25 protein-coding genes and 2 pseudogenes are annotated in these 25965 nt (G+C 67.8%); 12 read left to right on the forward strand and 15 right to left on the reverse strand.

Annotated features, from left to right (window positions below; genetic code table 11):
• Nucleotides 1–3: 3 nt before the first annotated feature.
• A complete protein-coding gene (locus F7R26_RS35015) occupies nucleotides 4–1215 on the reverse strand; it encodes an efflux RND transporter periplasmic adaptor subunit (RefSeq protein ID WP_150985183.1) in 1212 nt (403 codons plus the stop codon).
• A gap of 49 nt (nucleotides 1216–1264) precedes the next feature.
• Nucleotides 1265–2527, reverse strand: coding sequence for a TolC family protein (locus F7R26_RS35020; RefSeq protein WP_150985312.1), 1263 nt, complete (start codon nucleotides 2525–2527; stop codon nucleotides 1265–1267).
• A gap of 532 nt (nucleotides 2528–3059) precedes the next feature.
• Here F7R26_RS35020 and F7R26_RS35025 point away from each other — a divergent pair.
• Nucleotides 3060–3836, forward strand: coding sequence for a sulfite exporter TauE/SafE family protein (locus F7R26_RS35025; RefSeq protein ID WP_150985182.1), 777 nt, complete (start codon nucleotides 3060–3062; stop codon nucleotides 3834–3836).
• Here F7R26_RS35025 and F7R26_RS35030 read toward each other — a convergent pair.
• From F7R26_RS35030 to F7R26_RS35040, 3 genes are read right to left on the reverse strand one after another with little or no spacing between them, the layout of a single operon-like run.
• Nucleotides 3833–4318, reverse strand: a complete 486-nt coding sequence (locus tag F7R26_RS35030) for a GFA family protein (RefSeq protein WP_150985181.1) — start codon at nucleotides 4316–4318, stop codon at nucleotides 3833–3835. The two genes, F7R26_RS35025 and F7R26_RS35030, sit on opposite strands and share 4 nt — an antisense overlap.
• Nucleotides 4319–4377: 59 nt before the next feature.
• Complete coding sequence (locus F7R26_RS35035) at nucleotides 4378–5712, reverse strand: ABC transporter permease (protein ID WP_150985180.1); 1335 nt, start codon at nucleotides 5710–5712, stop codon at nucleotides 4378–4380.
• The gene (locus tag F7R26_RS35040) at nucleotides 5709–6659 is read right to left on the reverse strand and encodes an ABC transporter ATP-binding protein (protein WP_150985179.1); all 951 of its coding nucleotides are present in this window, start codon (nucleotides 6657–6659) and stop codon (nucleotides 5709–5711) included. Before F7R26_RS35040 ends, F7R26_RS35035 begins: the two co-directional genes overlap by 4 nt.
• Nucleotides 6660–6846: 187 nt before the next feature.
• Between F7R26_RS35040 and F7R26_RS35045 the strand changes: the two genes are divergently transcribed.
• From F7R26_RS35045 to F7R26_RS35060, 4 genes are all read left to right on the forward strand, one after another.
• A complete protein-coding gene (locus F7R26_RS35045) occupies nucleotides 6847–7035 on the forward strand; it encodes a hypothetical protein (protein WP_150985178.1) in 189 nt (62 codons plus the stop codon).
• Between the two features lie 258 nt (nucleotides 7036–7293).
• On the forward strand, nucleotides 7294–8166 hold the full coding sequence (locus F7R26_RS35050; RefSeq protein WP_150985177.1) for a DUF342 domain-containing protein: 873 nt from the start codon (nucleotides 7294–7296) through the stop codon (nucleotides 8164–8166).
• A gap of 195 nt (nucleotides 8167–8361) precedes the next feature.
• Nucleotides 8362–8982 carry an N-acetyltransferase gene (locus tag F7R26_RS35055; RefSeq protein ID WP_150985176.1) on the forward strand — a complete coding sequence of 207 codons (621 nt, stop codon included), beginning with the start codon at nucleotides 8362–8364 and terminating at the stop codon, nucleotides 8980–8982.
• 221 nt (nucleotides 8983–9203) lie between these two features.
• The gene (locus tag F7R26_RS35060; RefSeq protein WP_170301818.1) at nucleotides 9204–9854 is read left to right on the forward strand and encodes an HAD domain-containing protein; all 651 of its coding nucleotides are present in this window, start codon (nucleotides 9204–9206) and stop codon (nucleotides 9852–9854) included.
• Between the two features lie 97 nt (nucleotides 9855–9951).
• On the opposite strand, the pseudogene F7R26_RS35065 reads toward F7R26_RS35060, so the two are convergent.
• The 6 genes and pseudogenes from F7R26_RS35065 to F7R26_RS35090 form a co-directional block, all read right to left on the reverse strand.
• Nucleotides 9952–10131, reverse strand: a pseudogene (locus tag F7R26_RS35065) (EamA family transporter); the annotation flags it as partial.
• A gap of 41 nt (nucleotides 10132–10172) precedes the next feature.
• Nucleotides 10173–10754, reverse strand: coding sequence for a hypothetical protein (locus F7R26_RS35070; protein WP_150985175.1), 582 nt, complete (start codon nucleotides 10752–10754; stop codon nucleotides 10173–10175).
• Nucleotides 10751–11401, reverse strand: coding sequence for an SCO family protein (locus F7R26_RS35075; RefSeq protein ID WP_241754655.1), 651 nt, complete (start codon nucleotides 11399–11401; stop codon nucleotides 10751–10753). The genes F7R26_RS35070 and F7R26_RS35075 overlap by 4 nt, the downstream gene beginning before the upstream one ends.
• Entirely contained in the window at nucleotides 11398–12003 is a 606-nt protein-coding gene (locus tag F7R26_RS35080) for a c-type cytochrome (RefSeq protein ID WP_150985174.1), read from the reverse strand. Before F7R26_RS35080 ends, F7R26_RS35075 begins: the two co-directional genes overlap by 4 nt.
• A gap of 127 nt (nucleotides 12004–12130) precedes the next feature.
• Nucleotides 12131–12742, reverse strand: a pseudogene (locus F7R26_RS35085) (cbb3-type cytochrome c oxidase subunit II); the annotation flags it as partial.
• Nucleotides 12743–12744: 2 nt separating this feature from the next.
• A complete protein-coding gene (locus F7R26_RS35090) occupies nucleotides 12745–14391 on the reverse strand; it encodes a cbb3-type cytochrome c oxidase subunit I (protein WP_150985172.1) in 1647 nt (548 codons plus the stop codon).
• Nucleotides 14392–14756: 365 nt separating this feature from the next.
• Here F7R26_RS35090 and F7R26_RS35095 point away from each other — a divergent pair, with 365 nt between their 5' ends.
• The 4 genes from F7R26_RS35095 (at nucleotide 14757) to F7R26_RS35110 (ending at nucleotide 17885) form a co-directional block, all read left to right on the forward strand.
• Entirely contained in the window at nucleotides 14757–16229 is a 1473-nt protein-coding gene (locus tag F7R26_RS35095; RefSeq protein ID WP_193692215.1) for an aminotransferase-like domain-containing protein, read from the forward strand.
• Between the two features lie 50 nt (nucleotides 16230–16279).
• A complete protein-coding gene (locus F7R26_RS35100) occupies nucleotides 16280–16483 on the forward strand; it encodes a SlyX family protein (protein ID WP_150985171.1) in 204 nt (67 codons plus the stop codon).
• A 197-nt stretch (nucleotides 16484–16680) separates the two neighbouring features.
• Nucleotides 16681–17199, forward strand: a complete 519-nt coding sequence (locus tag F7R26_RS35105; RefSeq protein WP_253929698.1) for a DUF1439 domain-containing protein — start codon at nucleotides 16681–16683, stop codon at nucleotides 17197–17199.
• A gap of 170 nt (nucleotides 17200–17369) precedes the next feature.
• Nucleotides 17370–17885, forward strand: coding sequence for a fumarate hydratase (locus F7R26_RS35110; RefSeq protein WP_150985169.1), 516 nt, complete (start codon nucleotides 17370–17372; stop codon nucleotides 17883–17885).
• A gap of 431 nt (nucleotides 17886–18316) precedes the next feature.
• On the opposite strand, the gene F7R26_RS35115 is transcribed toward F7R26_RS35110, so the two are convergent.
• Together F7R26_RS35115 and F7R26_RS35120 are read right to left on the reverse strand one after the other, a co-directional pair.
• The gene (locus F7R26_RS35115) at nucleotides 18317–18934 is read right to left on the reverse strand and encodes a DUF938 domain-containing protein (protein WP_150985168.1); all 618 of its coding nucleotides are present in this window, start codon (nucleotides 18932–18934) and stop codon (nucleotides 18317–18319) included.
• A 111-nt stretch (nucleotides 18935–19045) separates the two neighbouring features.
• Nucleotides 19046–20062, reverse strand: coding sequence for a GlxA family transcriptional regulator (locus F7R26_RS35120; RefSeq protein WP_150985167.1), 1017 nt, complete (start codon nucleotides 20060–20062; stop codon nucleotides 19046–19048).
• Between the two features lie 98 nt (nucleotides 20063–20160).
• Between F7R26_RS35120 and F7R26_RS35125 the strand changes: the two genes are divergently transcribed.
• Complete coding sequence (locus F7R26_RS35125) at nucleotides 20161–21327, forward strand: DJ-1/PfpI family protein (protein WP_241754656.1); 1167 nt, start codon at nucleotides 20161–20163, stop codon at nucleotides 21325–21327.
• Between the two features lie 88 nt (nucleotides 21328–21415).
• Here the strand turns inward: F7R26_RS35125 and F7R26_RS35130 are convergent, their stop codons facing one another.
• A complete protein-coding gene (locus F7R26_RS35130) occupies nucleotides 21416–23401 on the reverse strand; it encodes a PhoX family protein (protein ID WP_150985166.1) in 1986 nt (661 codons plus the stop codon).
• 293 nt (nucleotides 23402–23694) lie between these two features.
• Between F7R26_RS35130 and F7R26_RS35135 the strand changes: the two genes are divergently transcribed.
• Entirely contained in the window at nucleotides 23695–24306 is a 612-nt protein-coding gene (locus tag F7R26_RS35135; protein WP_150985165.1) for an IMPACT family protein, read from the forward strand.
• Nucleotides 24303–24617 carry a 2Fe-2S iron-sulfur cluster-binding protein gene (locus F7R26_RS35140; protein WP_150985164.1) on the forward strand — a complete coding sequence of 105 codons (315 nt, stop codon included), beginning with the start codon at nucleotides 24303–24305 and terminating at the stop codon, nucleotides 24615–24617. The genes F7R26_RS35135 and F7R26_RS35140 overlap by 4 nt, the downstream gene beginning before the upstream one ends.
• 12 nt (nucleotides 24618–24629) lie before the next feature.
• Here F7R26_RS35140 and F7R26_RS35145 read toward each other — a convergent pair whose 3' ends face one another.
• Nucleotides 24630–25739, reverse strand: coding sequence for an extracellular catalytic domain type 1 short-chain-length polyhydroxyalkanoate depolymerase (locus tag F7R26_RS35145; RefSeq protein WP_150985163.1), 1110 nt, complete (start codon nucleotides 25737–25739; stop codon nucleotides 24630–24632).
• Nucleotides 25740–25965: the final 226 nt, after the last annotated feature.

The following is a 25965-nucleotide window of genomic DNA, read 5'->3' on the forward strand; positions in this document are numbered from 1 at the left end:
TCCTCACTGCTTCGCGCTGGCGCTGCTGGCTTCGCTGGCGCGCGCCGCGTTGACCGCGGTGGCATCTCGCAGGATGTCCTGCAGGTACAGGTTGCCGTCGGTCACCACCACGTCGCCATCCTTGAGCCCTTCCACCGCCTCGGCCACACCAGGCAGCGACACGCCCAGCTTGATCTGCTTGCGCTCAAAGCGGTTCTGCGCCGTGCGCACGAACACAAAGTGGTGGTTCTCGGCCAGGAACACGGCCTTGGACGGCACCGCGATCCCCGTGAAGGAAGCGGCCTGCAGCTTGGCGGTGACGAACATCTCGGCCTTCAGGCGACGGTCCGGGTTGGGCACGGACAAGCGCACCTTGATGCTGCGCGCCGCAGGATCCACGTAGTCGGCGACCTTGACCACCTTGCCGGGGAAGGTCTCGCCGGGATAGGCGGCCGACACCAGTTGGACGGTCACGCCGGGCTTGAACAGGGCGATGTCGGCCTCGGCCGCGTCGACCTGCGCCCACAGTTCGCCGGGATCGGTCACCAGGAACAGCGGCGCAGCGGGCGGCTGGTCGGGGCGCAGCTCCATGCCGTTATTGATATTGCGCTCCACCACCAGGCCATCGATCGGCGTGCGCAAGGCAAAGCGGTTGCTCGCGCCCTCGCCCTGCGCGCCGGCGCCGTACTGGCGCAAGGCAGCCTGGGTGCGCTGCAGGTCGGCATTGGCCCGGGCGGCATCGGCCTGGGTCTGCTCCAGGTCCTTTTGCGCCACGATGCCTGCACCGTACAGCTCGCGCTGGCGGGCCAGCGCCTTGCTGGCATAGGCGGCGTCGGCCGCGGCCTTGCGGGCGTCGGCCTGGGCCACGCCGAAATCGGTTGAGGTCAGCATGGCCAGCGCCTGCCCCGCCTTGACATTGGTCCCCGGCTGCACCAGCACCTCGGTCACGCGCCCGGCAAACGGCGTCGACACGCGCACGGTGCGGTCTTCATTCCAGACCAGGCGGCCCGGCAGGCTGAGCATGCGCTCGCCGCCGCTCTTGACGGCCTCGCCCACGATGCCGGGCAGCGTCTTGACCGTGGCCGGGAATTCAACGGTGTTGCCGCTGACCTTGGGTTCGTCGCTGGGGGGCGGGGCTTCCTTCTTGCCGCAGGCGGCGAGCGCCAGCGCGACCAGCGAAAACGCGACCAGCCGGGCGGCGACGCCATGGCGGGCCGCGGCACGTACGGGGGACATCGAAGCAGGCTTAGCAGTCATCGGGACGGACATCGGAGCAGACACGGTATTAAGGACGCGGTACATCGGGGCGAGCCTGTGAATTGGGTGAGGACTGCAGGGCGGCGCGGTAAGCCGACAGGGATTTGGCGAAATCGCCTTGCGCGTTGACAGCGTCCAGGCGCGTCTGGCGCAAGGCGCGGCGCGCATCGAGCAGGTCCAGCACGCTGCTGGCGCCCTTGGCATAGGCGAACTCGGCGCTGCCGGCGACACTCTCGGCGGTCGGCACCACGCCTTCGACCATCTGCTTGAGCGACAGGCGCGCGGCTTCAAGCTGGTTGCGCGAGCGCTCCAGCTCGTTCTGCGCCTCGAGCAGCACGCGGTTGCGATCATCCAGCGCGGCGTAGTAATCCACCTCGGCACGGCGGGCTTCGCCGCCAAAGCTGTGGCGCACGTAGAGCGGGATCGACACGAACACGCCGAAGCTGTTGCCGCTGCCGGTCTGGTTGGCGGCCGAGACGGGGTAGTGCTCCGCCTGCGCGCCCACGGTGACATCAGGCACGCGCCCCGCGCGGGCCAGGTCGCGCGCGCTGGCGGCTGCGGCCAGGCGGGCTTCCGCCGCCGCCACGTCCGCGCGGCGCTGCACGGTATCGGCGTCGGGCTGGGGCACCGGCACGTCCAGGGCGGGCCAGTCGGGCGTCAGGCGATTGTCGGCCAGCGTGCCGGGCACGCCGATGGCTTGCGCCAGCGCCGCCTTGTCGCTGGCATGGTCGGCCATGGCGCTGCGCAGGTCGGCTTGCGCGCGCAGCACATCGAGCTGCAGCTTGGCCACATCGGCGCGCGACACATCGCCAGCCTTCAGGCGAGCCTCGTTGGCCTGCTGGGTGCGGCCATAGAGCGCCAGCGTCTCGTTGAGCACGGCAACCCGCTCCTGGCTCACCAATGCCTCATAGAACGCCTGGTCCACCAGGCTCGCCTGCTGGGTGATCACCGCCTGCAGCACTTCGCCGGCGGCGCGGCTGGAGGCTTGCGCGGTATCCACCCGCAAGCCTGCCTTGTTGGCGGTCTCGATCACCTGGTCCACACGCAACGTGGAGTCCACCGTCTTGCTGCGCGGGCCGCCCGAGTTGAAGCCGGCATGCGGATTGATATTGGCCACGCCCAGGCTCAGCACGGGGTTGGGCCGCTGCGACGCAATCTGGATATCGGCCTGGCTGGCCTCCACATTGCGCCGCGCCGCGATGATGTCGCGGTTGCAGCGCACGGCATCGACCCGCACCTGGGCGAGGGTCAGGGTGGCCTTGGACGGCGGCGCCACGCAGGGGCCGTCCATCGGCAAGAGTGCGCTTTGCGGCACATTCGAGCCGGCCGCGGCAGCGCCCGCAACGACGCCGAGAAGGCTTAGCAGCAGGAAACGAGGAATGGAAAAAGACACGATCAATCTGGCTCGGTTCGACTTAAGTGTGCGGTAAACGACCGTGCCCGCCGTTCGGTGCACCGAGTTAGCGAATATTCACGCATCTCCGTGGAACCCGACGTGTTCTTGCCGGTATCCGGCTGCGGTGAACGATCTCCCGAGCGCATTCAAACCGAACTGCATTACAAATGCCTTTCACACGGCCAACAAATTTGGGGAAAACCCCTCGAACACCCTCATTTCGAGGGAAAACCCTGACAAATACGCTGCTTTGATGACAAAACGAAGTCGCCAGCAGGCGGATCGCCAAAGCCGCGTATCATTACGCGCTTCGCGCCTTTTGCCCCCCTCCGCAACGCCGGCACGGGGCGTTATCACTCACCCCGCAGTGCACGCAATTGCCATGCAGTCGCCACGCTGTTGCCGTTAGAGCCGCCTCCCGTATTCCATGCTTGACCATTCCCTGCTGCCGTCCTTGCTGTCGGCCCTGTTGATCTTTGGCCTGGGCAGCGCGCTGGGCGCCGTGGGCGGGCTGTTCGGCATCGGCGGCGGGCTGATTGCCATTCCCGCGCTGGGCCTGCTCTATGGCATGGATCAGCAACTGGCGCAGGGCACCGCGCTGGTGATGATTGCGCCCAATGTGCTGATCGGCTTCTGGCAATACCGCCGGCGCGCCGACATCGCGCTGCGCACGGCGGTCGTGCTCGGGTTGTCGGCGGTACTGGCGACGTATGCCTCCGCGCGCCTCGCCACCGCCATCGACGCCGTGTTGCTGCGCCGCATCTTTGCCTGCTTCATGATCGGCCTGGCGCTCTATTTCCTCTGGCGGCTGCTGCCAGAGCGCGCCGCCACGGCGCAGCAGGCGCGCCTGTCACCGCGCTGGATTCCGGCGCTGGGCGTGGTCGGCGGCGCGTTCTCGGGCTTTTTCAGCGTCGGCGGCGGCGTGGTGGCGGCGCCGGCCCTGGTCGGGCTGTTCGGGTTCCGGCAGGCGGCGGCGCAAGGCCTGGCGCTGGCGCTGGTGACGCCTGGCGCGGTGGTGGCGCTGGCCACCTATGCCCATGCCGGCCATGTCGACTGGGCCAGCGGCATCCCGCTGTCGCTCGGCGGCATGCTGACCATCTCGTGGGGCGTGGCGCTCGCCCACCGCATGCCGGAGCGGCGGCTGCGCGCGGCGTTTGCCCTGTGCCTGATCGCCACCGCGGGGATCATGCTGGCGCGCGGCTAGCCTTGCAGGCCGTGGCGCCTGTGCCACTCGGCAAGCGACTCGGAGGGCCAGGTGCCGCAGTGCACATGGCCCCGCCCCTTGGGCACATCGACCCAGGGCGCGGCAAAATCCAGCGCGGCCTCCACCACCTCCGGCGGCTTGGGCAGCGGCGTATCGATGGCGCTCGCCTGCGGATGCACCAGTTCCGGCCAGCGCGGATCCCAGAGCCATAATGCGCTGCCGCATTTCAGGCAGAAATGCCGCTGCGCCGGCGAGCGGCGCGCGCGCTTGCCCGGCTCGCGCATCACCGCGTGATAGATGCCGATGTGCTTCTTGCCGCGAACCTTCAGCGTGGCGGCGTCACCGCCGAGGTTGATGGCATAGCCACCGCCGCCCGCCGTCTTGCGGCAGATCGAGCAGTAGCAATGCATGAACGGATAAGGCGAGCCGGACTCCAGGCTGAAGCTGACCGCGCCGCAATGGCAGGAACCTTCGAGATGCATGGGATCTCCCGTGGGGGACAGGACGCCTTCATTCTAGGAGGTGGCGCGCAGCCGGACACTTACGCGCTAGCCGCTGGCTCCTCCCAGTCAAAACGCCAGATCGCCAGCAGCGCAAACAGCGCGGCAAATGCCAGCAACACACCAATCGGCGCCAGCGCGGCCTGCAGCGGCAGCCCGCGCCAGGTCATCGCGTCCAGCCCGTCCACGGCCCAGCGCGTGGGCAAGGCCAGCGACACCGATTGCAGCCAGGACGGGAACAGGAAGGCCGGCACCCACGCGCCGCCCAGCATCACCATCAGCAAGGTGGCGAAGATCGCCAGCCCGCGCGTGGCCGCCGGCGTGCGCCCGAGCGCTGCCACCAGCAAGCCGAAGCTGGCGGTGGTCAGGGCAAAGGCCACCACCAGCCCGGCAAAGCCGGCCACGCTGCCGTCGATGCGCACACCAAAGAACGCAATGGCGGCGCCGAAGATCAGCGTCATCAGGATCATGGCCGTCAGCGCGCCGCTGACGATGCGGCTGCCCAGCAGCGCAGCGCGCGACACCGGTGCGGCACGCAGGCGCTGCCACAGGCCAAGGCGGCGCATCAGCAGCAGTCCCACGCCAAACTCGATGCCCATGAAGAGGATGAACTGCACGCCCATGCCGGCAAAGGCATGCGCGTAGCTGTTGTAGGGACGGCTGCCCTGCGCGCTGGCCGGCTGCTCGCGCGCCTCGAACGGCAGCCCCATCCGCATGCTGGGCATGCCTGCCGCATCCGGCCCGCTCGCGTCGCGCGCCGCCTGCGCCCGCTGCACGCGCTCGATGCTGTCGGCCATCGCCAGCACATCCTGGCGGTACGCGGCCGGGAGGTCCGGATTCGCTGCCATTGCGCCACGCAGCGCGCCGAGCGGCCGGGCCGCATCCGGCCCGCTGCCCATGGCCGCCTGCGATACGCTTTCCATCACGTGCTGGGTCAGCACACCTCGCACCACTGCCAGCGCGAGCGCCTGCGAGGGGTCGTAGCGCAACGTCAGCACCGGCTTGGGCCGCGCGCCGAACAGCGCGCGCGGCGCCGCCTCGCCGAAGCCGCCCGGCAAGGTCACGGCCACCTGCACCTTGCCTTGGCGCACCGCATCGTCGGCGGCCTGGGCCGGCAGCTCGCGCAACTGCAATGCGGGATCCTGCCGCAGCGCCGCGACGACCTTCTGCGACAAGGGACTGTCATCGAGGTCGCTGAGCGCCACCGGGATGCGCGATGGCTTCTGCGTGGCGGGGTTGAACAGGTAGCCGAAGAATGCCGCGATGGCAATCGGTGCGGCCACGCCCATGACGAGCGCCCTGCGATCCGAGAAATACAGCCGCAAGTCCGCGCGGACCAGCGCGAACAGGGCATGCAGTGCATTCAACGCGCTCATGCTCCGTCCCTCAGTTGCCGCCCGGTCAGGGCCAGGAACACATCCTCCAGCGTGGCCCGGCCCGACGCCAAGTGCCGCACCGCGTGGCCGCGGGCAGCGAGCCAGGCCATCACCGCGGGCACGGCGCGCGCGAGATCGTCTACGCCAATGGTCAGCACGTCTGCGCTTTGCTGCGCGTGACGAACGTGGTGCGCGGCGCAGTCATGCGCCAGTTGCGCGGCATCGACCGCGCCGTCGACCGCGACCTGCAGCGTCTCGGCTACCGGCAACCGGCCATAGAGCCCGGCCAGCGTATCGCTGGCCACCACCTGCCCGTGGTCCATGATCACGATGCGGTCGCACAAGCGCTCGGCCTCTTCCATGTAGTGCGTGGTGTAGAGCAGCGCCTTGCCGCGCTGGCGCAGCGCTTCGAGGCTGTCGAAGATGGCGTTGCGGCTTTGCGGGTCGACCCCGGTGGTGGGCTCGTCGAAGATCAGGATGTCGGGATCGTGGACCAGCGCGCAGGCAATGTTCAGGCGGCGCTTCATGCCGCCGCTGAAATGCACAGGCTTGTCCCGCGCGCGCTCGGACAAACCCACCAGCGCAAGTGCCTGGGCGGTGCGCTCGCGCAGCAAGGCACCCGACAAGCCATAGAGCGCGCCGAACAATTCCAGGTTGGCGCGCGCCGGCAGTTTCTCGTAGAGCGACAGCTCCTGGGGCACCAGCCCGATGCGGCGCTTGAGCAGCCTCACCGCACGCGCGCCGGCATCCTGCAGCGCGCTGCCGCCGATGAGGACGCGCCCGGCATCGGGGGCGACCAGGCCGCACAGCATCGCTACCGTGGTGCTCTTGCCGGCCCCGTTGGGCCCCAGCAGGCCCGTGATCTCGCCGCCAGCGACGGTGAAGGCAACGTCCTTCACCACCGCCCGCGTGCCATACGATTTGCCCAGGCCGATGGCTTCGAGCATGTGGCGCCCCCTCTCGTGAAGACGCACGATTCTAGCCGAGGTGCGCGCCCAGATTGCCCCCCTTTCGCGTCGGCCCGCGAGAGGGCTGGCTGGACAATCCCTACCCAATATGGCATAAGCGTCCGTGCTGCCTTAAAAAAAACGGCAGCACGCTTGCCAGGATTTTCCACCCTTCATTCGAGACCGCATGCTCCTCGCCTCGCACCACAACGCAGTCCGCCGCCATGCCATGCATGCGGTGGCAACGCGTGCGTGCGCGGCCAAGGGCGGCGTGCGCTCGCTCCGCGCCACACCGGCCGCGGTCAACACCTATGGTTTCGCCGCCGTGCTTTTCCAGGCCGTGCGGGGAAACCAGGACACACCAGCCAGGTCCTGACTTTCCCCGCACGGCACTTTGCCTGAGGGCGCGCATCGCGCCCCTTGTCCAATGTGCAACCTGGGAGAAAAGCCGTGTCTTCGTCTTCGATCTATCACAAGACCCTCTGTGCGATCGGCACCGTCGCCGTCGTCTACTTTCTCATCAATCTCTGATTGAGCGCGGGGCCACGGCTTAGCCGTCGCCCGGTCATGGCCCTGCGCCCCTTTTTCCTGCCGCAGCGCGTTCGCGGCATTCATTTCGCACGCCTTCATCGCCATGGAGCTCACCAAGAATTTTGTCAAAGCCAAGCGCCCCTGCGCCGATGGCTACCGCTGGTTCGTCCGCAATCGCCAGGACGGCAGCGACTACCAGCACCTGCTCGACGCCCTCGTCGATGACGGCCGCGTTGACGACGCCTGCTGGCTGCTCACACAATTCGGCCCCACCGACGCGGTGCTGGCCGTGGACAGCATCGATGCCGATGCCGTGGTCTTTGCCGGCTCGCTGGTGGTGCGCGGCTGCATCGACGTCGGGACCACGCTGCGCGCCGGGGGCAGCATCCAGGCCGGCGGCGGCATACGCGCGGGCCGGGCCATCGTGGCCGGTGACAGCCTCGCGGCGGCCGGCGGCATCCATAGTGGTGGTGTGCTCGAGGCGGGCGGCGATATCAAGGCCGCATGGGGCATCGACGTGCAGGACGCGATCAACGGCGGCGGCAACCTCAAGGCCGGCTGGGATGTGCTGTGCGGCGGCAGGATCACGCTCGCCGGCAGCGCGATAGCCGGGCAGGACCTGATCGGGCAAGCGGCCATTCACTGCGGCAAGAGCATCCGCGCCGGCGGTGTCATCGATGCCCGCCACACCGTGCGCGCCGGCCACGGCATCGAGTGCGGCGCGTCCATTCGCTGCGGCATGCATCTGGAGGCCGGCTGGGGCATCAAGGCGCTCGAGGCCATCGTCGCCGAATGCGCCATCAAGGCGGGCGAAGGCTTGCAGGCGGGCGACGAGATCCGCGCGGGCGTTGGCTATGGCGTGTACGCCGGCCTGGATGTCAGGGTCGACGCATGGCCGGCGAGCGCGAAGGTGCTGGCGGCGCGCAAGCCCGAAGGCCTGGTGAGCGGGTGGTGGGAGGAACCTGCCATGTGCTGAGACGCCACCGCACGCCTTGCCCTTGTTCCTTCACCGTTTTCACGGTCTCACGTTCTCACCTTTCATTTGGGAGATTAGCAATGTTCTACAAAGTCTTGCTGGTCCTGGCCTTCTTCATGGTCGTGGTGTTTGCCCTGGCGCGGGGCTTCCAGCACATGCCGGTCTAACCGCTGCGCCTTCAGGAGAAAGAACGACATGTCCATCATGGCGCCGGCATTGGCGCTTCCGTGGCTTGCGCGCAGGCTAGAGCTGCGCATCGATGTCAGCCACCGCCCCGCCGAACTCGACCAGGAGTTCGGTTCCATCTACGGCCGCCTGCACCGGCCGGGCGACCGCCTCCACGGCATCCCGGCAATCGCTACCGACTCGCCGGAACTGGTGATCCGCTACCGCGAGGCGGATGGCGAGTACTACGTCTATGTGGAAGACGTGGCGCGCAAGCGCCTGGCGGGCTACACGGTCTTCAACCGCCTGATCGAGGTGGGGCGGCGCGCCGACCACTACCTGCGCGCGCCGCACTCCAAGTACGAGACGGCCTACCAGCGCCGCGGGCTGGCCACCGCGATCTACCGCTGGGGCCTGGACGCCGGCCTGTGCCTGATGACGGGCGCGCGGCAGTCCGCCGGCGCCAATGCCTTGTGGCACTCGCTATCGAAGGACCATGTGCTCGGTTATGTGGACCTGCGCTACAAGACGCTGACCTATCTCGGGCAGGAAGTCAGCCGCGAAGTGCATGACGACCTGCACACGCGCATGATCCTGCTGGGCAAAGGCTGGAGCATCGAGCGGCTGGCAGCCGTTACCGGCATGCTGTAAAGCCGCGCTGGCGCCGCTTGCCGGGTTCATGAACACCGGAATCGCCCGGGCTAATTGTTTCGCGCCGAAACAACTAGCCCGGGCGAATCGCTGATTTTTACGAAGTCGCATCTCAAGTTACAAATATGTTGCAACTTAGGCACTTCCCGCCTCTCCATATTTTCCCGGACGCGTCGTAATCTTCAAACGTGCCAACCGGCGCTGCAACCCAATAGGAAATCATGTCCGAACGCCTCATCATGCTTGACGTCCCCGGTGTCCTCTACTCGAGCCGCTCCGAGGCTCGGCTGGGCGGAATCCCCGACACCGGCACCTTGCGGGACGTCCGCTTCTTCGATCCCGTCGCGCTCGGATTCGTGCGGCGCCTGTTCGGCCTGGCCGGTGCGCGCGTGGTGGTATCCGAGGCATGGCGCCGCGGCGTTCCCGCCGCCATCCTGCAGCAGCTCGACCTGCAGGTGGAAGGCATGACCCCCGACGTGCCCGGCGGCCACGCCGCCCGCATCGCGGCCTATTTTGCGCACCGCCCGGCACCGCAGGCCTTTGCCATCCTGACCTGCGACACGGCGTCGATGCAAGACCCGCAATACGCGCACCTGCTGCCGCACGTGGTCAGCGTGAATCCAGCCGAGGGCCTGACGCCGGGCAACTTCAAAGAGGCGCTGGATATGCTCGGCGTGGCGTGCCCGTCTACCCTGTGCCTCGACACGCAGCCCGACGCGCGCGTGGAGGCCCGGCTGGAGCGGCTGCGCCGCCTGGCCAAGGAGGCGCCCGCGCGTTTCGAGGTGGGCACCGTTGCCGCGCCCCTGCTGCAAGCCGTGCCAACGCTCGCGCTGCCGGCGCGGCGCACCGAAAAACTGCTCGCACACGCCTGATACGCGGCACGACGCTGCAAACCGGCCCCGGCCGCGGCGCGCCGCATCGGCGCGTAGCGGCCGGGGCCGGTTTGGCTTTCAGGCGACCGGGCTACCCCAGGTTGCCCGCCTGGATCAGCCGGTAGAGCAGCAACGTGGCGCCCACCGAAATCACCAGCGCGAGCCAACCGAGCGACAGCGCGAAGCCCGCCGAGGGCACCACCGCGATCGGCTGGAACGGCACGAACAACAGGCACAGCGCCAGGCCCGCGCCGTATTGCAACGGCACCACGTCAATTCGCGTGGCAATGCCGTCCGGTCCGCGGTGGTCTTGCAAGCCTAGGTGAGCGGCTCGCGATCCACCGCTAGCCGGCTGGCAACGGCAAACAGCCACATGGCCAGCACGGCCAGGCCCCACAGCACCAGCACCCGGCCCGCCGCCAGTTGCTCATCGACCAGGTAGGTGCTGCACAGTTGCGACTCCGCCTCCTGGTACAGCAACCCGGCGCTCAGCATCATCCAGGCGCCGTTGATGACAAAGAAGCCCTGCACCACGGGGCCGGCCGCTTGCCATGAGGCGCGCGCCAGCAGCCCCGCCAGCACCATGCTCGCCACCTTGGCCATGCCCATGGTGCCCGCCAGCGTGGCTGCGTCCAGCGCCACCGGCAGCATCCAGTAGCTGACGATGCACCACGCTGCCAGCAGGCCCGGCAGCCCCGCCGCGTTCCATGGCGCCAGCCAGGCCGCCAGCCGCGGCCCGGCACAGCGCGCCGCCCACCAGCCGGCAAGTACCAGCAGCGGCAATTCCAGGCCCATATGCCTGGCCATGGTCGCCTCCAGCCATGGGCGCAACAGCGCGGCCACGGCCAGCATCAAGCCTGGCAGGCAGGCGTGCCAGCCGGGTGCAAGCCGCACCTTCACAGCCGGCTGCGCAGCACGTCGGCCAGCGCCAGGTCCGGCCGCTCCACGTCATAGGCAGCAGCCAGCCGGCCTTGCGCGTCGACCAGGAACAGCGCGGCATTGTGCGAGTAGCCGCCCAGCCCATCGGGCAGCACGACGATGCCGAAGGCGTCGAGCAGGCCGCGCAAGCGCGCGGGCTCGGCCACCGTGGCGAAGGTCCAGATGGCGGGATCGGCGCGCAGCGTGCGCGCATAGGCCCACAGTGCGGCGGGCGTATCGCGCGCCGGGTCGAAGGAGAGCGTCAGCAGGCGCACGCGGTCCTGCAGGCCGCGCTCGCGCAATTGCTGCTGCAGCCAGGCCTGCCCCGACGCGCTGGTACGGCAGATTGCCAGGCATCGGGTGTAGACGAAGGTCACCAGCGTGACGGGGCTGTCGTGCTTGCCAGTACTTTCGCCCTGCAGCGTGGGGCCGCCAAAATCGAGCTGCCGGCCAGCCTGGTCGAACAAGGCCAGCGCCGGCAGCTCGCGCGGGGCGCGCGCCAGGTCCAGGCGCCGGGCGCCGTCGGCGCTGACCGTGCGCAAGCCGCGTGTTGTGGCGAACACCGCCGCACCGGCCAACACCAGTACGAGCGCAACCATCGCCAGCGTCTTGTTCCACGCACGCGTCATGGCTTGGGGACACCTCCCATGGTCATGAATGCCTGCAGCGCTTCGCCGCCGTGCCAGGGTGCTTTTTGCGCGACGGAAGCCGCGCGCGCCGCCGCCACCTGCGCGGCCTCGACCGGCGCGGCGCCATTGCCCCACTGGCTGCGGATATGCGTAGCCAGCGCCGCGATCTCCTGGTCGGAGAACTGCTCGCCAAAGGCCGGCATGGCGCCGTTGTAGGTAGTGCCGAGCACATCCAGCGGGCCGGTCATGCCGTGCAGCAAGATCTGCGCGAGGCGTTCCGGATCATCGTTGACCCAGGGGGAGCCTGCCAGCGGCGGGAATACGCCGGGAATGCCTTGCCCGCTGGCCTGGTGGCAAGCCTGGCAGTTGGCGGCGAACAATAGCTTGCCGTCGGCTAGGCGGCCCTGCCCGGCCGGCGCTGCCAGCGCGGCCAGGTCGCGCCGGTCGCCCAGCGCGGCGCTGCCGTCGGCGCGCTCGATCAGGATGTAGCTGATGGCCCAGACCAGCAGGCCGCACACCAGCGCCAGCACGATCTTGGGCACCGGGTTGTGCTGCTCGACGGGATCGGCGTTCTCTGTCTTATGGGCTTGCGAGCGGGTCATCGTGGCTGGCTTGCGCACCGGGCGCGCGTGGCGCCGGCGGGCTGGAGGTGGATTGAGAAGAAGTGACCGCACCGAACGGGTTGGACGGCGCGGTCGAAACGGATGCCAGCGTGACGCGCAGCGGCGCCTGGCCGGTCGCGCCCGCCGCTGAGGCCTGCTCCACCACCGGGTAGGTGTGGCGCAGGCCAATCAGGTAGGCGACCAGGTCCAGCGCCTGTGGCGTGGCCACCACCACCTTGCCCGGCGGCACCGTGCCGCCGGGCAGCGCGACCACCTTGTCGCTCTTGCCGACGGCGCCTTCCGGCTTGAGCTCAAACAGGAACGGATAGCCCGGCATGATGCTGTCCGCCACGTAGGCGCGCGGCTGGTAGAGATGGCCCAGGTGCCAGTCGGCACTCGGCTGGCGCACGCCGATATTGAACAGGTCGGGCCCGGTGCGCATGGTGCCAAGCAACGGCGGGCTGTCGTAGTGGTAGTCCGCCGCCACGGACGGGCGGCCCCAGCCGCGCGCGCCGTCGGCACGGCCCGCGCCGGTGGAGCTGGGCTGCTGCGTATGGCAGGCGATGCAGCCGTTGGCGAGATACACCTCGCGCCCGCGCAGCTGCTCGCTGGTATAGGGTGCCAGCGCCGCCGGCGCGGGCACATCCTTGAGCTGCAGGAAAGGCACCACGATCATGGCCGAGGTGGCGAGCGAGAGCGTGACCATGGCCCCGCCCACAAGTTTGAGTTCGTTTTCCATGTTCAGGCGGCCGCTTGGGAAACCATGCGATCGGTCTGCGCCAGCGCCGAAGGACGCAAGACCATCAAGGCAAAGTGAAAGGCAAAGACCAGATGGCCGAGCGTCATCAACGCGCCGCCCAGCGAGCGCCCCTGCAGCCACGGCAGCGTAACCGTCACCGATTCCATGAAGGGACGCGCCGGGTCCAGCAGCGCCAGGCCCTGCAGCACGCCGCCGATGCTCAGCGTGATGAGGTAGGTGGAGAAGCCCGCCACCACCAGCCAGAAATGCAGCGAGATCAGCGCAGGCCGGGGCCACGGCGCGTCGACGATGCGCGGCAGCGCGAAGTAGATGCCGCCGAAGATCACCATCGACACGAAGCCGTACATGCCCAGGTGCGCGTGCGCCACCGTGAAGTGCGTGAAGTGCGTCACCGCGTTGAGCGAGCGCAGCGCCTCGAACGAGCCCTGCACCGACGCCAGCGTGTACATGATGGCGCCGAACACGATGAAGCGCAGCGTGGCCGAGTGGCGCAGCGCGCCAAAATTGCCCTTGAGCGTCAGGTGCTGGTTCACCGAGAACGCGGTCACCGGGATGATCATCATCACGCTCTGCACGATCGACAGCGTGATCAGCCACGGCGGGATCGGGCCGCCGATCAGGTGGTGCGCGCCGACCTGGCCGTAGAAGAACGCCAGCGTCCAGAAGCCCAGCAGCGACAGGTTGTAGGAGCGCACCGGCCGCCCGATCACCTTGGGCAAGAAGTAGTAGACCGAGGCGAGCGACAGCGGCGTATAGAACAGGCCCAGCACGTTGTGCCCGAACCACCAGTTCATGGTGGCCTGCTCCACGCCGAAATGCACGCCCGGGATCTTGGCCACCACGTACAGCACCGGGAACCAGAACAGGGCCGCGCCGATGTACCAGACCGACACGTAGAGATGATGCACACGGCGCTTTTGCAGCATGAACGCCAGCGGCAGGCCGATCATCATCCCGCCCAGCGCGAACAGCAGGCCCACCTGCCAGGGAATCTCCAGCCACTCCAGGCCGGCGTTGATGCCCACGGCAATGCTGCCGAGCCCCGCCACCAGCCCCGCATTCCAGACCAGCGCGCCGATCATGGCAAAGCGCCCGCCCAGCAGCGGCGTGCGCAGCAGCCGGGGCAGCATCCACAGCGTCAGCCCGAGCAGCCCCATCGGCGCCCAGCCGTAGGCGACCGCGTTCAGGTGCAGCGTGCGCAAGCGTCCAAAGGAAAGCCACGCCTGCCCGGTCAGCAGGTCGGGCATATGCAGCTTGAGCGAACTCAGCAGGCCGGCGGCGGACGCCACCACCAGCCAGACCACGGCACAACTCAGCATCAGCAGGGCCGGCAGGGCGCTGGAGCGATCGGCCTCATGCCGCGCCGCCAGCTCCGCCTCGAGATCGGCGCGCGCGGCGGCGGTGGCGGCAGGCGCCTCCCGGCTGGACGCCGCGCCCACCCAGAGCGCCTGGCGCTGCGCCGCGTCGCTCGACGGCTCCTCGGGCTGGCCGACCTCGCCGGGCGCAAAGATGGTGCGCGCACCGGCGGCTTCGAGATCGAACAAGCCCTTGCGCAACGACCAGATGAAAGCAAACAGGCCACCGACCGACAGCAGGAAGGTAGCTAACAACAGACTCGTGGGATCCATGGATTTCCTTGCACTTCCCATGACGGCGCCGTGGTGGCCATAGCTTAGAGGCCATTTCAAAAGGATTCTGGCGTCGTTGCGCGGCCTTGCCGTACCACTTGTACTGTCTGCGGCCGCGCGCCTAGCCAGAACCGCTTCGCTTCATTTTGAAACGGCCTCTTACGGACAGCGCTGAATGCTAAGGAGACAAGGCTGGCCCGAACAGGATCAGATCGGATCGATACAACCGGATCAGTGGGATTCCGGCGTGACATGTTGCCGCAGCAAATCTGCCGCATTGGAATATCCCCATGCGCTGTGTCGTGCAACGCATCGATACGATACAGTTACCGGAAATCAGACATACGCCAAACAGTGGATCGCCAATGCCGCCCAGCAAGCCAGACACCCCCCAGCTAAAAGACGGGGAAGCCACGCCCGGCACGCTCTACGAAACGCTGGCCGACGATATCGCGCACTCGATCCAGGCCGGCACGCTGCGGCCCGGGGACCGCCTGCCCTCCGTGCGCCAGGCCAGCGCCAGCCGCGGGCTCAGCCCCTCCACGGTGTTCCAGGCTTACTACCTGCTGGAGGCGCGCGGGCTGATCATCGCGCGCCAGCGCTCCGGGTACTTCGTGGCCAGCACCAGCCGCGTGCTGCCGCCCGAGCCCGAGGCCGCGTCGCAACCGGCGGACGAATCCACCACGCTGAATGTCAGCGAACTGGTCTTCGACGTGCTGGCGTCGGCCAAGCAGCGGGAGCTGGTGCCGCTCGGCTCCGCGTTTCCCAGTCCGCTGCTGTTTCCGCTGCCGCGCCTCGCCAAGTCCATGGCGGCCGTCGTCCAGCAGCTGGACCCTTGGAGTTCGGTGGACGACATGACGCCGGGCAACGCCGGCCTGCGCCGCCAGATTGCCCTGCGCTACCTGATCGACGGGCTTACCGTGCACACGGACGAGATCGTCATCACCAACGGTGCGCTGGAGGCGCTGAACCTATGCCTGGCGGCCGTCACGCGCCCGGGCGACGCGGTCATCATCGAGTCGCCCACCTTCTACGGCGCGCTGCAGGCGCTGGAGCGCCACGGCCTGCGCGCCATCGAGGTGCCCACGCATCCGCGCGAAGGCATCGAGCTCGACGCCCTCGCCCGTGCGCTGGAACGCCACCGCCCGAGCGCGTGCTGGCTGATGACCAATTTCCAGAACCCGCTGGGCAGCCTGATGCCCGACGACAAGAAGCGCGAACTGGTGCGGCTGCTGGCGCGCTTCGAAGTGCCGCTGATCGAGGACGACGTCTATGGCGAACTGTACTTCGGCAACAAGCGCCCCACCCCGGCCAAGGCGTTCGACACGCAGGGGCTGGTGATGCACTGCGGATCCTTCTCCAAATGCCTGGCGCCGGGCTACCGGATCGGCTGGGCCGCGCCCGGACGCTTCGCGCGCGAAGTGGCGCGCGCCAAGCTCACCAGCACGCTGACAGTGGCGGCGCCAACCCAAGCCGCTATCCTTCACTACTTGGAGAAGGGCGGCTACGACCGGCACCTGCGGCAGTTGCGCCAGGCGCTGATGCAGCGGCAGGACGCCTTCGCGCAGGCCATCGCGCGGCACTTCCCGCCGGGCACGCGGGCCACGCGGCCGGCTGGCGGTTACTTCCTGTGGATCGAGATGCCGGCCGGCACCGACAGCCTTGCGCTGCACCGCTACGCGCTCTCGCATGGCATCAGCATCGCGCCCGGCCCGATTTTTTCCGCGCATGGCGGCTTCCGGCATTGCTTGCGCATCAACTGCGGCCACGACTTCGACGACCGGACCGACGCCGCGCTCGCCACGCTGGGCCGGCTGGCCAGGCTGACCATGCAGTAAAGGCTGCGCCGCACCTGCCTTACAATGCGCGGCCCAACGGAGAACACAAAATGGAATCCCGCCTGACCGAACTAGAAATCAAGGTCGCCTTCCAGGACGACCTGCTCGACACGCTCAATCTCGCCGTGGCGCGCCAGCAGCGGCAGATCGACCTGCTGCAGGAACAGCTCCAGGCGCTTTACCAGCAGATGCGCTCCAGCGGCACGGGCGGCGCCGACAACGGCCCCCAGCACGAACTCCCGCCGCACTATTGATCGTGCGCATGGCCCGCGGCCAGACTGAACAATTGGACGATTGAACAAAGCCGGCGCAGGCGCGGTCAGAAGGGATAACGCGCACGACGCCAACCTGGAGGCACCGCAGCATGCCGACGACGCAACGCCGCACCCGGCCCCGCAAATCCCTGACAACGCTCAAAGCCGCGCCCGCTGCCGCCGCCGGCGCGCTTGCCATGCTGCTCGCCGCCAGCGCCTGGGCCGGCTATAACGTCTGGACCGGCGACTACACATTCTCTCGCCAGGAATTGCAGGACGCCGTCGACAAACGTTTCCCGGCAAGGCTGCGCTACGCCCAGGTGCTCGACGTCCAGCTGACGCATCCGCGCCTGCTGCTCGACGAAGCCAACAACCGCGTGACCACCCAGATGGATGCACAGGTCAGCAACACCTTGCTGCCCGCGCCACCGATCAACGGCACGCTTTCACTGAGCAGCGGGCTCAGGTACGACCCGGCCAAACGCGCCGTGCTGCTCGACAATCCTTCCGTCGAACGCGTCCAGGTTGCCGGCATGCCGGCGCAATACGGCGAGCAACTGAACGCCATCGGCGCCGTCGTGGCGCAGCAACTGCTGCGCGATTACCCGCTTTACACGTTCAAGCCGGAAGAATTGCACGTTGCCGGCAAAGACGTCGAGCCGGGCGCCATTACCGTGCTGGCCGACGGCATCAAAGTCCAGGTCAATACGCGTTAAACGCAATACGTACCCCCTATTCGCATCCAATGCCGATGCCGTCGCCGTGCAAGACATGTTGTATCCGCGCACGCATTCATACCAGAAATTCGCGCAGTTAATTCACGCCGCGCGAGCAATGTCGCGCGACCGGTTATACTCCGCGCTCCACAACTAACGGGTAAATACAAATGGCCGTAGCAAAGAAAGTCGCAACCAGCGCAGCAGCAAAGACCAAGCCGGCAGCCGCCAAGAAGGCAGCAGTTCCCGCGAAGAAGGCCAGCGTGCTGGCTCGCGAACTGGCCGCTGCAAAGAAGGGCCTGCTGAAGCTGCGCGCTGATGCAAAGAAGGCGATCGAAACTGCTAAGCGCGAAATCAAGGTCGCAGCTGAAGCCGCCAAGAAGGCTGTGCTGGCTGAGAAGCAAGCCGCCAAGGAAAAGCTGGCTGCACAAAAGGCCAAGGCCAAGCCGGCTGCGAAGAAGCCGGTGGTGAAGGCTGCCGTGGCAAAGAAGGCTGCAAAGCCGGCCGCCGCCAAGAAGGCAGCAGCTCCCAAGGCAGCAGCACCGAAGGCCGCCGCCCCGAAGGCAGCTGCTCCGAAGGCAGCAGCACCGAAGAAGGCCGTCGTGAAGGCAGCCCGCAAGCCGGCAGCGCCGAAGAAGGCCGTGGCCGTCAAGGTCGAGGCAGAAGCGCCTGTCGCCGCGAAGTAGATCGCGCAAGGGCCAGCGCGGCAGGTGGCCCGGACATGCGCGCGGTAATCCGCGCCGTGCTCCGGTCCCCGCCGCGCACCACTTTTGTGCGAACTGGCTGGCGCTCTGCAGGGCCAGCCAGACATCTCCAGACAATATCCCCGGTTATTCAAGACGCCCTGGACGATCGCATTTCCCGATTAGCGCCGCCTGGCTTCGCCTGTCATTTCCCGCATTTTCCGCATTTTCCGCATTGCCCACATCGCACGCATTGCCCGCCAGGACGTTCGCCGCGTCTTAAGCCAACGCTTAAGGTGACATGCGCAAAGACAATTCAGAGACAATTCAGCGAAGACTTAGCCCCACTGCGCGCCAGTCCTCAATCGCGCTTTGCCGAATTTCGGCCACGCATTGCGCGCGGCCCAATCCCCCTGCATGCGGCGATGAAGTTCCTATTTTCGGAATACCAGGCTGAAATTATTGGCCGGCATCGGGATTGGCTCGTCCATGCGAAAGCCCTCGGCCTCGCCCAGCGCCGCCACATCTTCCATATTGCGCACGCCCCATTCGGCGTTCGCGCTGCGCAACTGCGCGTCAAAGGCGGCATTGCTCGGCGCGGTATGTTCGCCATTGCGCCGATACGGGCCATACAGGTAAAGCACGCCGCCGGCTGGCAGCAAGCGCCCGGCCCCGGCAAACAGCGCCTCGGCCGCAGACCATGGCGCGATGTGGATCATGTTGATGCACACCACCGCCTGCGCCGCCTCGATGCCCCAGGGCTGCTGGCGCACGTCCAGCGCCAGCGGCGCAAGCACATTGGCCAGCCCGGCATGCTCGGCCCAGCCCGCGATCGACTCGCGCGCCGCGGCGTCCGGGTCGCTCGGCTGCCAGGTCAGCCCCGCCAGCGCGGCGGAGAAATAGGCGGCGTGCTGGCCGGTGCCGCTGGCGATTTCCAGCACCAGGCCGCTCTGCGGCAAGACCCGCCGCAGCACGGCCAGGATGGCGTCGCGGTTGCGGTCGGTGGCCGGCGCCATGCGGCGCGCGTCGTGTTGGCCGTCTTGGTTCGGCATCTTGTTGCTCCTGTTGGGCTGTGGGTATGGGTATGGGTATGGGCGGCGGGGGCGCGTTGGCACGGCAGCCGCTCTTTACCGCAAGCGTAGCAGGCATGACCGGTCCCGCGTCTATGTGGCTTCAGCGGGTCCACGCGCCGGTGGCCCGAAACGTTCCCGGTATTCGCCTGGGGTGACGCCGATGCGCTTGAGAAAGGCACGATGCAAAGCGTCCACGCTACCAAAGCCCGCGCGCTCGGCGATACGCTCGAGCCGCCACTCCGAGCCCTCCAGCAGGGTTTTGGCACGCTCCACGCGCGCGCCCTCGACAAAGCGGGCAGGCGGCTCTCCGGTCTCCCTGGCGAATGCACGCGCGAAGGTACGCTCGCTCATGCCTGCGCGGGCGGCCAGCACCGGTCCTCTCAGGTCGCCCCTTGGGTCGTCGATAATGGCGGCCAGCAATGCGCGCAACCTGGGCGTGGCATTGCACTGCAGGCGCAGGCCGGTACTGAACTGCGACTGCCCGCCGGGGCGCCGCAGGAACAGCACCAGCTCGCGCGCGACCGCCAGCGCCACCTCGGGGCCGCAATCGGCCTCGACCAGCGAGAGGCACAGGTCGATCCCGGTGGAAACGCCGGCCGATGTATAGAAGGGGGGATCGGCGACGAAGATCGCGTCCGGCTCCACCTGAATCGCGGGGCGCAATGTCTTCAGCAAGCCACAGGCGTTCCAGTGCGTGGTGGCACGGCGTCCATCGAGCAAGCCGGCCGCGGCTAGGACAAAGGCCCCCGTGCAAACGCTGGCGATGCGGCGCGTACGCCGGGCGCGCGCCTGCAACCAGGCTAGCAGGTCCGGGTCGGTGGCGGCGCGGCGCAGGCTCTGCTCGCTGCCACCACCGACCACCAGCGTGTCGATGCGCTCCGGCAAGTCGGCAAGCGCAACCGCGCCGGCCAGCCGCAGGCCGGCATGTGTCCCAAGCTCGCCACCGGCTTGCGTGGCGAGCCTGACCTCATAGGGCTTGCGGCGGCCTGCGGGGCTATGCAAGTTCGCCACCGCGAAGACCTCCATCGGCCCCACGACGTCGAGCGACTGCACGCCCTCGAAGCCGAGCACTACCACCTTTCGTGTTGTTCGCTGTAGATAAGCCATGGCAAAGAATGCGGCAATTCTGTCCTTTTTGCCAGCCCCGGCGGAGGGTAAATTCGATCCATGTGCATCTGGTACGAAACGCACCAACCGAGGACACCATGCAGTACGCCATCATGACCCGCCTTGCCGCGCTCGCGCTGTGCGCCTGCTCGCTGTGCGGCTGCCTCAAGCCCGCCGCGCAAAACCCCGCTTCGACCGAACCCGCGCAAGCACGCCACGCCGCATCCGCGGCGTCTTCCGGCTTGCCGGCGACGCTCACGCTGCCCGCGCCGAAGGACGGCCACGCGCGACCGCTGGTAGCCATACTGGCCGACAACGCCGGCACCGAGGTCACCGATTTCGTGATTCCGTTTGGCGTGCTGCGCGAGGCAAGCGTGGCTGACGTGCATGCAGTATCGACCGGCCCCGGCACCGTCACCTTGATGCCGGCCCTGCGCGTGCGGGCCGAGCTGACAGTGGCGGCCTTCGACGCCGCCTTTCCCGAAGGCGCCGATATCGTGATCGTGCCGGCGATGCATCATGAGGACACGCCGGCCACGCTAGCGTGGCTGCGCGCGCAGGCAGGACGGGGTGCGATCATCGTGGCGGTCTGCGAAGGCGCGCGCGTGGTCGCGAGCGCCGGACTGCTCGATGGCCGCTCGGCCACGACACATTGGTATGCGATGAGCCGTGTCGGCACAGAATTTCCAGCCACCCACTGGGTGGGCAACAGGCGCTATCTGGCCGATGGCAACGTTGTCACCTCGAGCGGCATAACTGCCTCGCTGCCGCTGTCGCTAGCATTGGTCGAAGCGATTGCCGGCCAACAGGTGGCGGCGGCAACCGCAGCGCGCCTCGGCGTGACGGAGTGGAGCCCACGCCACGATTCAGCCCCCTTCAAGCTAGGCGCCGCGAGCATCGGCATCGCGCTATCGAACCGCCTCGCCTGGTGGCGGCACGAGGCCATCGGTATCACCGTGGCGGCAGGATTTGACGAGATCGCGCTGGCGCTGCAGGCGGATGCCTGGTCAAGGACCTATCGCTCCGAGGCGCTGACACTTGGCACGGCTGCAACGCTGCGCTCACGCCACGGACTCTGGCTTGAGGCTGACACCATCACCACGCGCGCGGACGACAAGCCAGCAGCCAACCGCCATGACTTGCCGCCATACGCTGGTCTGCCGGCAGCGGCGCTGGATGCTGCCTTGGCCGCAATCCAGGACCGCTACGGCCACGCCACCGCGAATTTCGTCGCCCTGCAACTGGAGTATCCCCGCCCGCGCTAGCCAGCTCCCGCGCGAATGAAAAAAAAGGCCCCCGATGACAAAGTCATCGGGGGCCCAACAAAGCGCCGGGGTAATAGCTGTCCCGCGCTTACGCCTTAGTGGTCTTGACGCTCGTGGTATCGGCCGTCAGGTAGCCGACGGCGGCGCCGAAGCGGTCCTTGTAGTTGGCGCGCACCAGCGGATCCAGCGTGGCCTGGACCTTGGCGTGCAGGCTGCTCCAGTCGCCCGCGTGCTGGAAGTTGTTCATGATGTAGGTCCAGCCATTGATCTCGTCCACCGCATGCAGGCCGGTGGATTCCGCGCCAGCCGGGGTCGAGAGCACGCGCGACAGCTTCTTGGTGTCTACGTTGTAGGCCCACAGGAAGTTGTTGACGTGCTGGCCGCTGTCCTCGCCGATAAACAAGGTGCGCAGCTTTTCCGAGAACTTGAGGTTGTCCGGGTTGGCGATCTGGTCCGGATCGGCGGTGTTGCCGAGCGCGTCCGCACTGATGTCCTTACCCACGATCAGGGCCTTGGTATGCACCGGCACCCATTCGCTGTTGATGGCGGCGCCGCCCAGATCCTTCTGGCCGCCGGCAAGGTTGTGCTGCATCACGCCACCGGCGTTGAGCGCCGTGGGGATCGTGATGTTGCTCTGTGCGTTCCAGCCCTTGGCGTTGTTGACGACCATCGAGTCGATCATGTTCTGCAGCGCGGAGTAGGCCACCTTGTCCTTGATATTGACGGTGGTGCCTTCCATCTTGGTAAAGCCCATGCTGCCGCCCTTGAGGTAGGCGTAGCGATGGGTTTCCAGGAAGGCCGCGGCCTTCTCCTTGCCCGGGTTGACCTTGATCCAGTTGGCGGTGCCGCCAACGAAGATCTTGGTGAAGGTGGGGTCCGCGGGGTCGGTCGTGCGCACGTCCATGATGTCGGTGGGCAGGTTGGACTTGGCCATGGCTTCGACTTCGGCGCTGGTGGCGTGTCCCAGGTTGACCCACGTCAGGTCGGCGCCGGGGGCGGCCGGGTCGATGGAGAAGCCCGCGCCCACCTTGGCCACGTACAGCGTGCCGGCGGACAGGTCCTTTTCCTTGTCGGCCACGAACATGAACAGGCCGCTGTTGGTGGCGTCGTCGCCCATCAGCACCGTGCGGTTGTCCGGCATCACATGCACTAGCTCGTGCGAGATGCGGCCCATGCAGAAGTGCTTCTTGATGCTGGCGGTACCGTCGGCATTGACCGTGACTTCAGGCATGTGGCCATAGAAGTACGGGTTGGCCACGACGCTGGCGGTGCCGAGCAGGTTCTTGCTGAACGCCAGGAACTGCGCGTTGGTGCTGGCCGTGAAGGCGTCCGGCTCGTACTCTTCGCTCGACAGGTGGGTGTTCCACGGCGACAAGCTGGCGCCGCAGGTAATCCACAGGCCATTGACCGACGAAGTATCGACGTTGTGGTACTTGACCAGCGTCAGCTTGCCGGTGGCGGGGTCCTGGTCCAGCGTCAGCACGCCGATCGGGGACGGCAGGCGGCCGTAGGCGCTGGCGCCAGCCTGGTCACGCGTGGTGTACTCGAACTGGACCACGGCGAAGACCGTGTTGCCCTTCACGCCGGCCACCTTGGCGCCGTCGATCTTGAGCAGCGAGGTGCCGTCGGGCGAGTCGGAGTAGAACTGGCGTTCCTTGCCGGCCACCGATTTGTCGATGATCGGCTGGTTGTTGATGTCGAAGTAGCCGCCGGCGAGGATGCTGCCGCCCTTGCCGTCCGGGACCATGTCGCCGGTGATGAAGAACGGCTGGTAGGCCAGCTTGTAGGTCTGGCTGCTGCCGTCGCTGAACGATACCTTCAGGCTGGAACCCACCGTGGTGGTAGCCATCGCGGCCGGGTTGGCCAACGAGGGCGCGGCCATGCCGGTGAATTCGGCGGTCGTAAACGTGGCGCCGGCAGGCGTGACGGGCGTCGGCGCCGTTGCGGCTACGGCGTCGCCATCGCCACCGCAACCGACCAGGAAGGCGGTAGCGCCGAGGCCCAGCGGCAGCATGGGGGCGCCAGCCAGGAATTTAAGCGCCTTGCGGCGGGATGCGTCCGGTTTGTCGAGCATTCTTCTTTCCCGTTTCGTTATGTGAAGGATTGGGCGGCGCGCCGTGCGCGCTGCCGTGCGACGCGCACGTGGGGACAACCGCGCAGCGTTCAGGCCGATGCGTATCCTATGAATGATTTGTTACAGCTTGTTTAAACTGACTGAACTTGCAGACATCCAGGATGCCTCCCGCACAATCCGGGCGGCCGGGGCGGCTGCGGTACACTGGCGCAGGCCCCGATCCGGTGCCCCGATTCCTTTTAGCTTTCCGCCCGCCGGCGCCGCGCATCGCGCACCGTGACGCGGCCCAACCCGTGCCGACCTACACCCTCGCTTCTCCCGTCCAGTCAGACCTGGAAATCCGCAAGAGCCGCTTCATCGGCTTTGCATTACCCGTGCCAGACCGCGCCGCGGCCATGGCCGAAGTGGCGCGCCTGCGCGCCGACCACGCCACCGCCACCCATGTCTGCTGGGCGCTGCTTGCGGGGGGCCAGTCGGGCATGTCTGACGACGGCGAGCCATCCGGGACCGCAGGCCGGCCCATGCTGGAAGTGCTGCGCCACCATGAGCTGGAAGGCGTGCTGGCGGCGGTGGTGCGTTATTACGGCGGCGTCAAGCTGGGGGCGGGCGGGCTGGTACGCGCCTATACGGACGCGATTGCCGTGGCGCTCAAGGATGCACAGCGCATCGAGCGCATCGCCTATGCGGAGCTGGTGGCGGAGGTGGACTACGCCGACGAAGCCCGCGTGCGCCGCTGGATCGAGCAGGAGAGCCACGTGCTGGCGCATGCCGAACACGGCGCGGCCGCCCGGCTGACCATCCGGCTGCCGGCCAGCCTGCTGGCACCGGCCCGGGCCGCGCTGCGCGACGCCACCCATGGCCGAGCGCGCTTTCCCGCAGCCGACGAGGGGCAAGCACCGTCATGAGCCACGACATCACCACAGCCCCGGTGGCCCCGGCAGCGTTTGTCGCCCGCCTGGAGCCGCAGGGCAGCACCTTTCCCGCCCTGCCCACGCAGACGCTGCTCGAAGCCGCGTTGCAGGCCGGCCTGAAATTCCCAAGCTCCTGCCGCAACGGCACCTGCCGCACCTGCCTGTGCCGGCTGGCCGCCGGGCGCATCGGCTACCGCATCGAGTGGCCGGGCGTGAGCTACGACGAGCGCGACGAGGGGTTCATCCTGCCCTGCGTGGCGTATCCCGAGAGCGATGTGGTAATCGAAGCGCCGCAATCGCGCTAGCCAGGCAAGTCGTCAGGCGGCCACCTTGCGCACCCGCCTCGGCGCGGCACGCTGGCGCGCCGCCAGGCACTGCATGAAGAACTGCCACGCGATCCGCAATGCATCCGGGCCGCTCGGATCGGCAAAGGCCTGGCTGGACGGGCCGCCGCTCCACGCGTGCCCCAGCCCTTCGATGCGCACCAGCCGGATGTAGGGCTCGCCCTCGCTCGACCAGGGAAAGATGCTGTAGGGACGGCGCTGCCCGCGCTGGACCCGGCGCGGCTTTGCCAGCACGGGCGGCTGCGGCAGCAGTTGCTGCCAGAGCGCGGCGCTGGCCAGCGCGTTATCGAAGTGCACCACATGATCGGCATCGCCGTGCAGCAGCAACAACGGCGGCGGGCGGCGCCCGGCTAGTTGAAACCGCGCCGCATCCACGTCCGGCTCGCCCTTGCCGTGCATCACGCGCGCCGCCTGCGCGGCGTTGGACGCGCTGAGCGGCACCGCGCCGGAATGCGAGCCGACCGCGACAAAGCGGTCCGGGTAGCGCAGCCCCAGAATCACCGCCATGGCCCCGCCCGCCGACAAGCCAAGCGCGAAGACGCGTTCGCGGCGAACCGGTTGCTGCTGGCAGACATGCTCGACAATCGACATCAACAGGCTGGCCTCGGCTACCACGCGCGCCGCGGAGCGGAACCAGTTCCAGCAGCGCTGGGCGTTGGCTTGCGACGATTGCTCCGGCATCAGCACCACGCAGCCCGCGCTGCGCGCCAGCGTAGCCGCGCGGGTGCAAGCCGCAAAGCTGGCGGTATCCTGGCCACAGCCGTGCAGCAACACCAGCAAGGGCGCGGGGCGCGACGCGCTCACGCCCGGTGGGATAAACAGCCGGTAACGGCGCTGCACGAGCGGACCCAGGCCCCAGCTGCCCTCCTCCCAGCGTCCACCGCCACGGCTGACCGGCGTTGGCACCGGCGAGGCAACGCCGGTCAGCACGCGCTGCGCCGCCTTGCTCATCGCCTCGCCCTGCTTGACCGCCGAGCGGATCGCGGACTTCGTGACCGTGCGCTGCGCACGCCGGACGTTGCGGGTGGCGATCTTGCTCAGGGTATTCCAGAGCTTGGTGCCGCTGCGATTGCGTCGTGTCATCGGCGATATGCCATTGGCGGCATCTCCAGCGCGGGGTTGCGGGAATGCGCGGCCTGCGGTGCGCATCCGGCTTGGATGCGCAGTGTTTCGCCGCAGCGCAACAGGCAGTATGCCGCGCGCAAGGACGCGCTGTCAGCCCAATTGCGTGCAAACCGCGCCACCTGGGCGCATTCCTACCGCACGACGCGCCGCGCAACCCCGAAAGAATGCGCCTTCGCCGCCATCC

Origin of the sequence: Cupriavidus basilensis, from assembly GCF_008801925.2 — a bacterium.
GTDB classification, from domain to species: domain Bacteria; phylum Pseudomonadota; class Gammaproteobacteria; order Burkholderiales; family Burkholderiaceae; genus Cupriavidus; species Cupriavidus basilensis.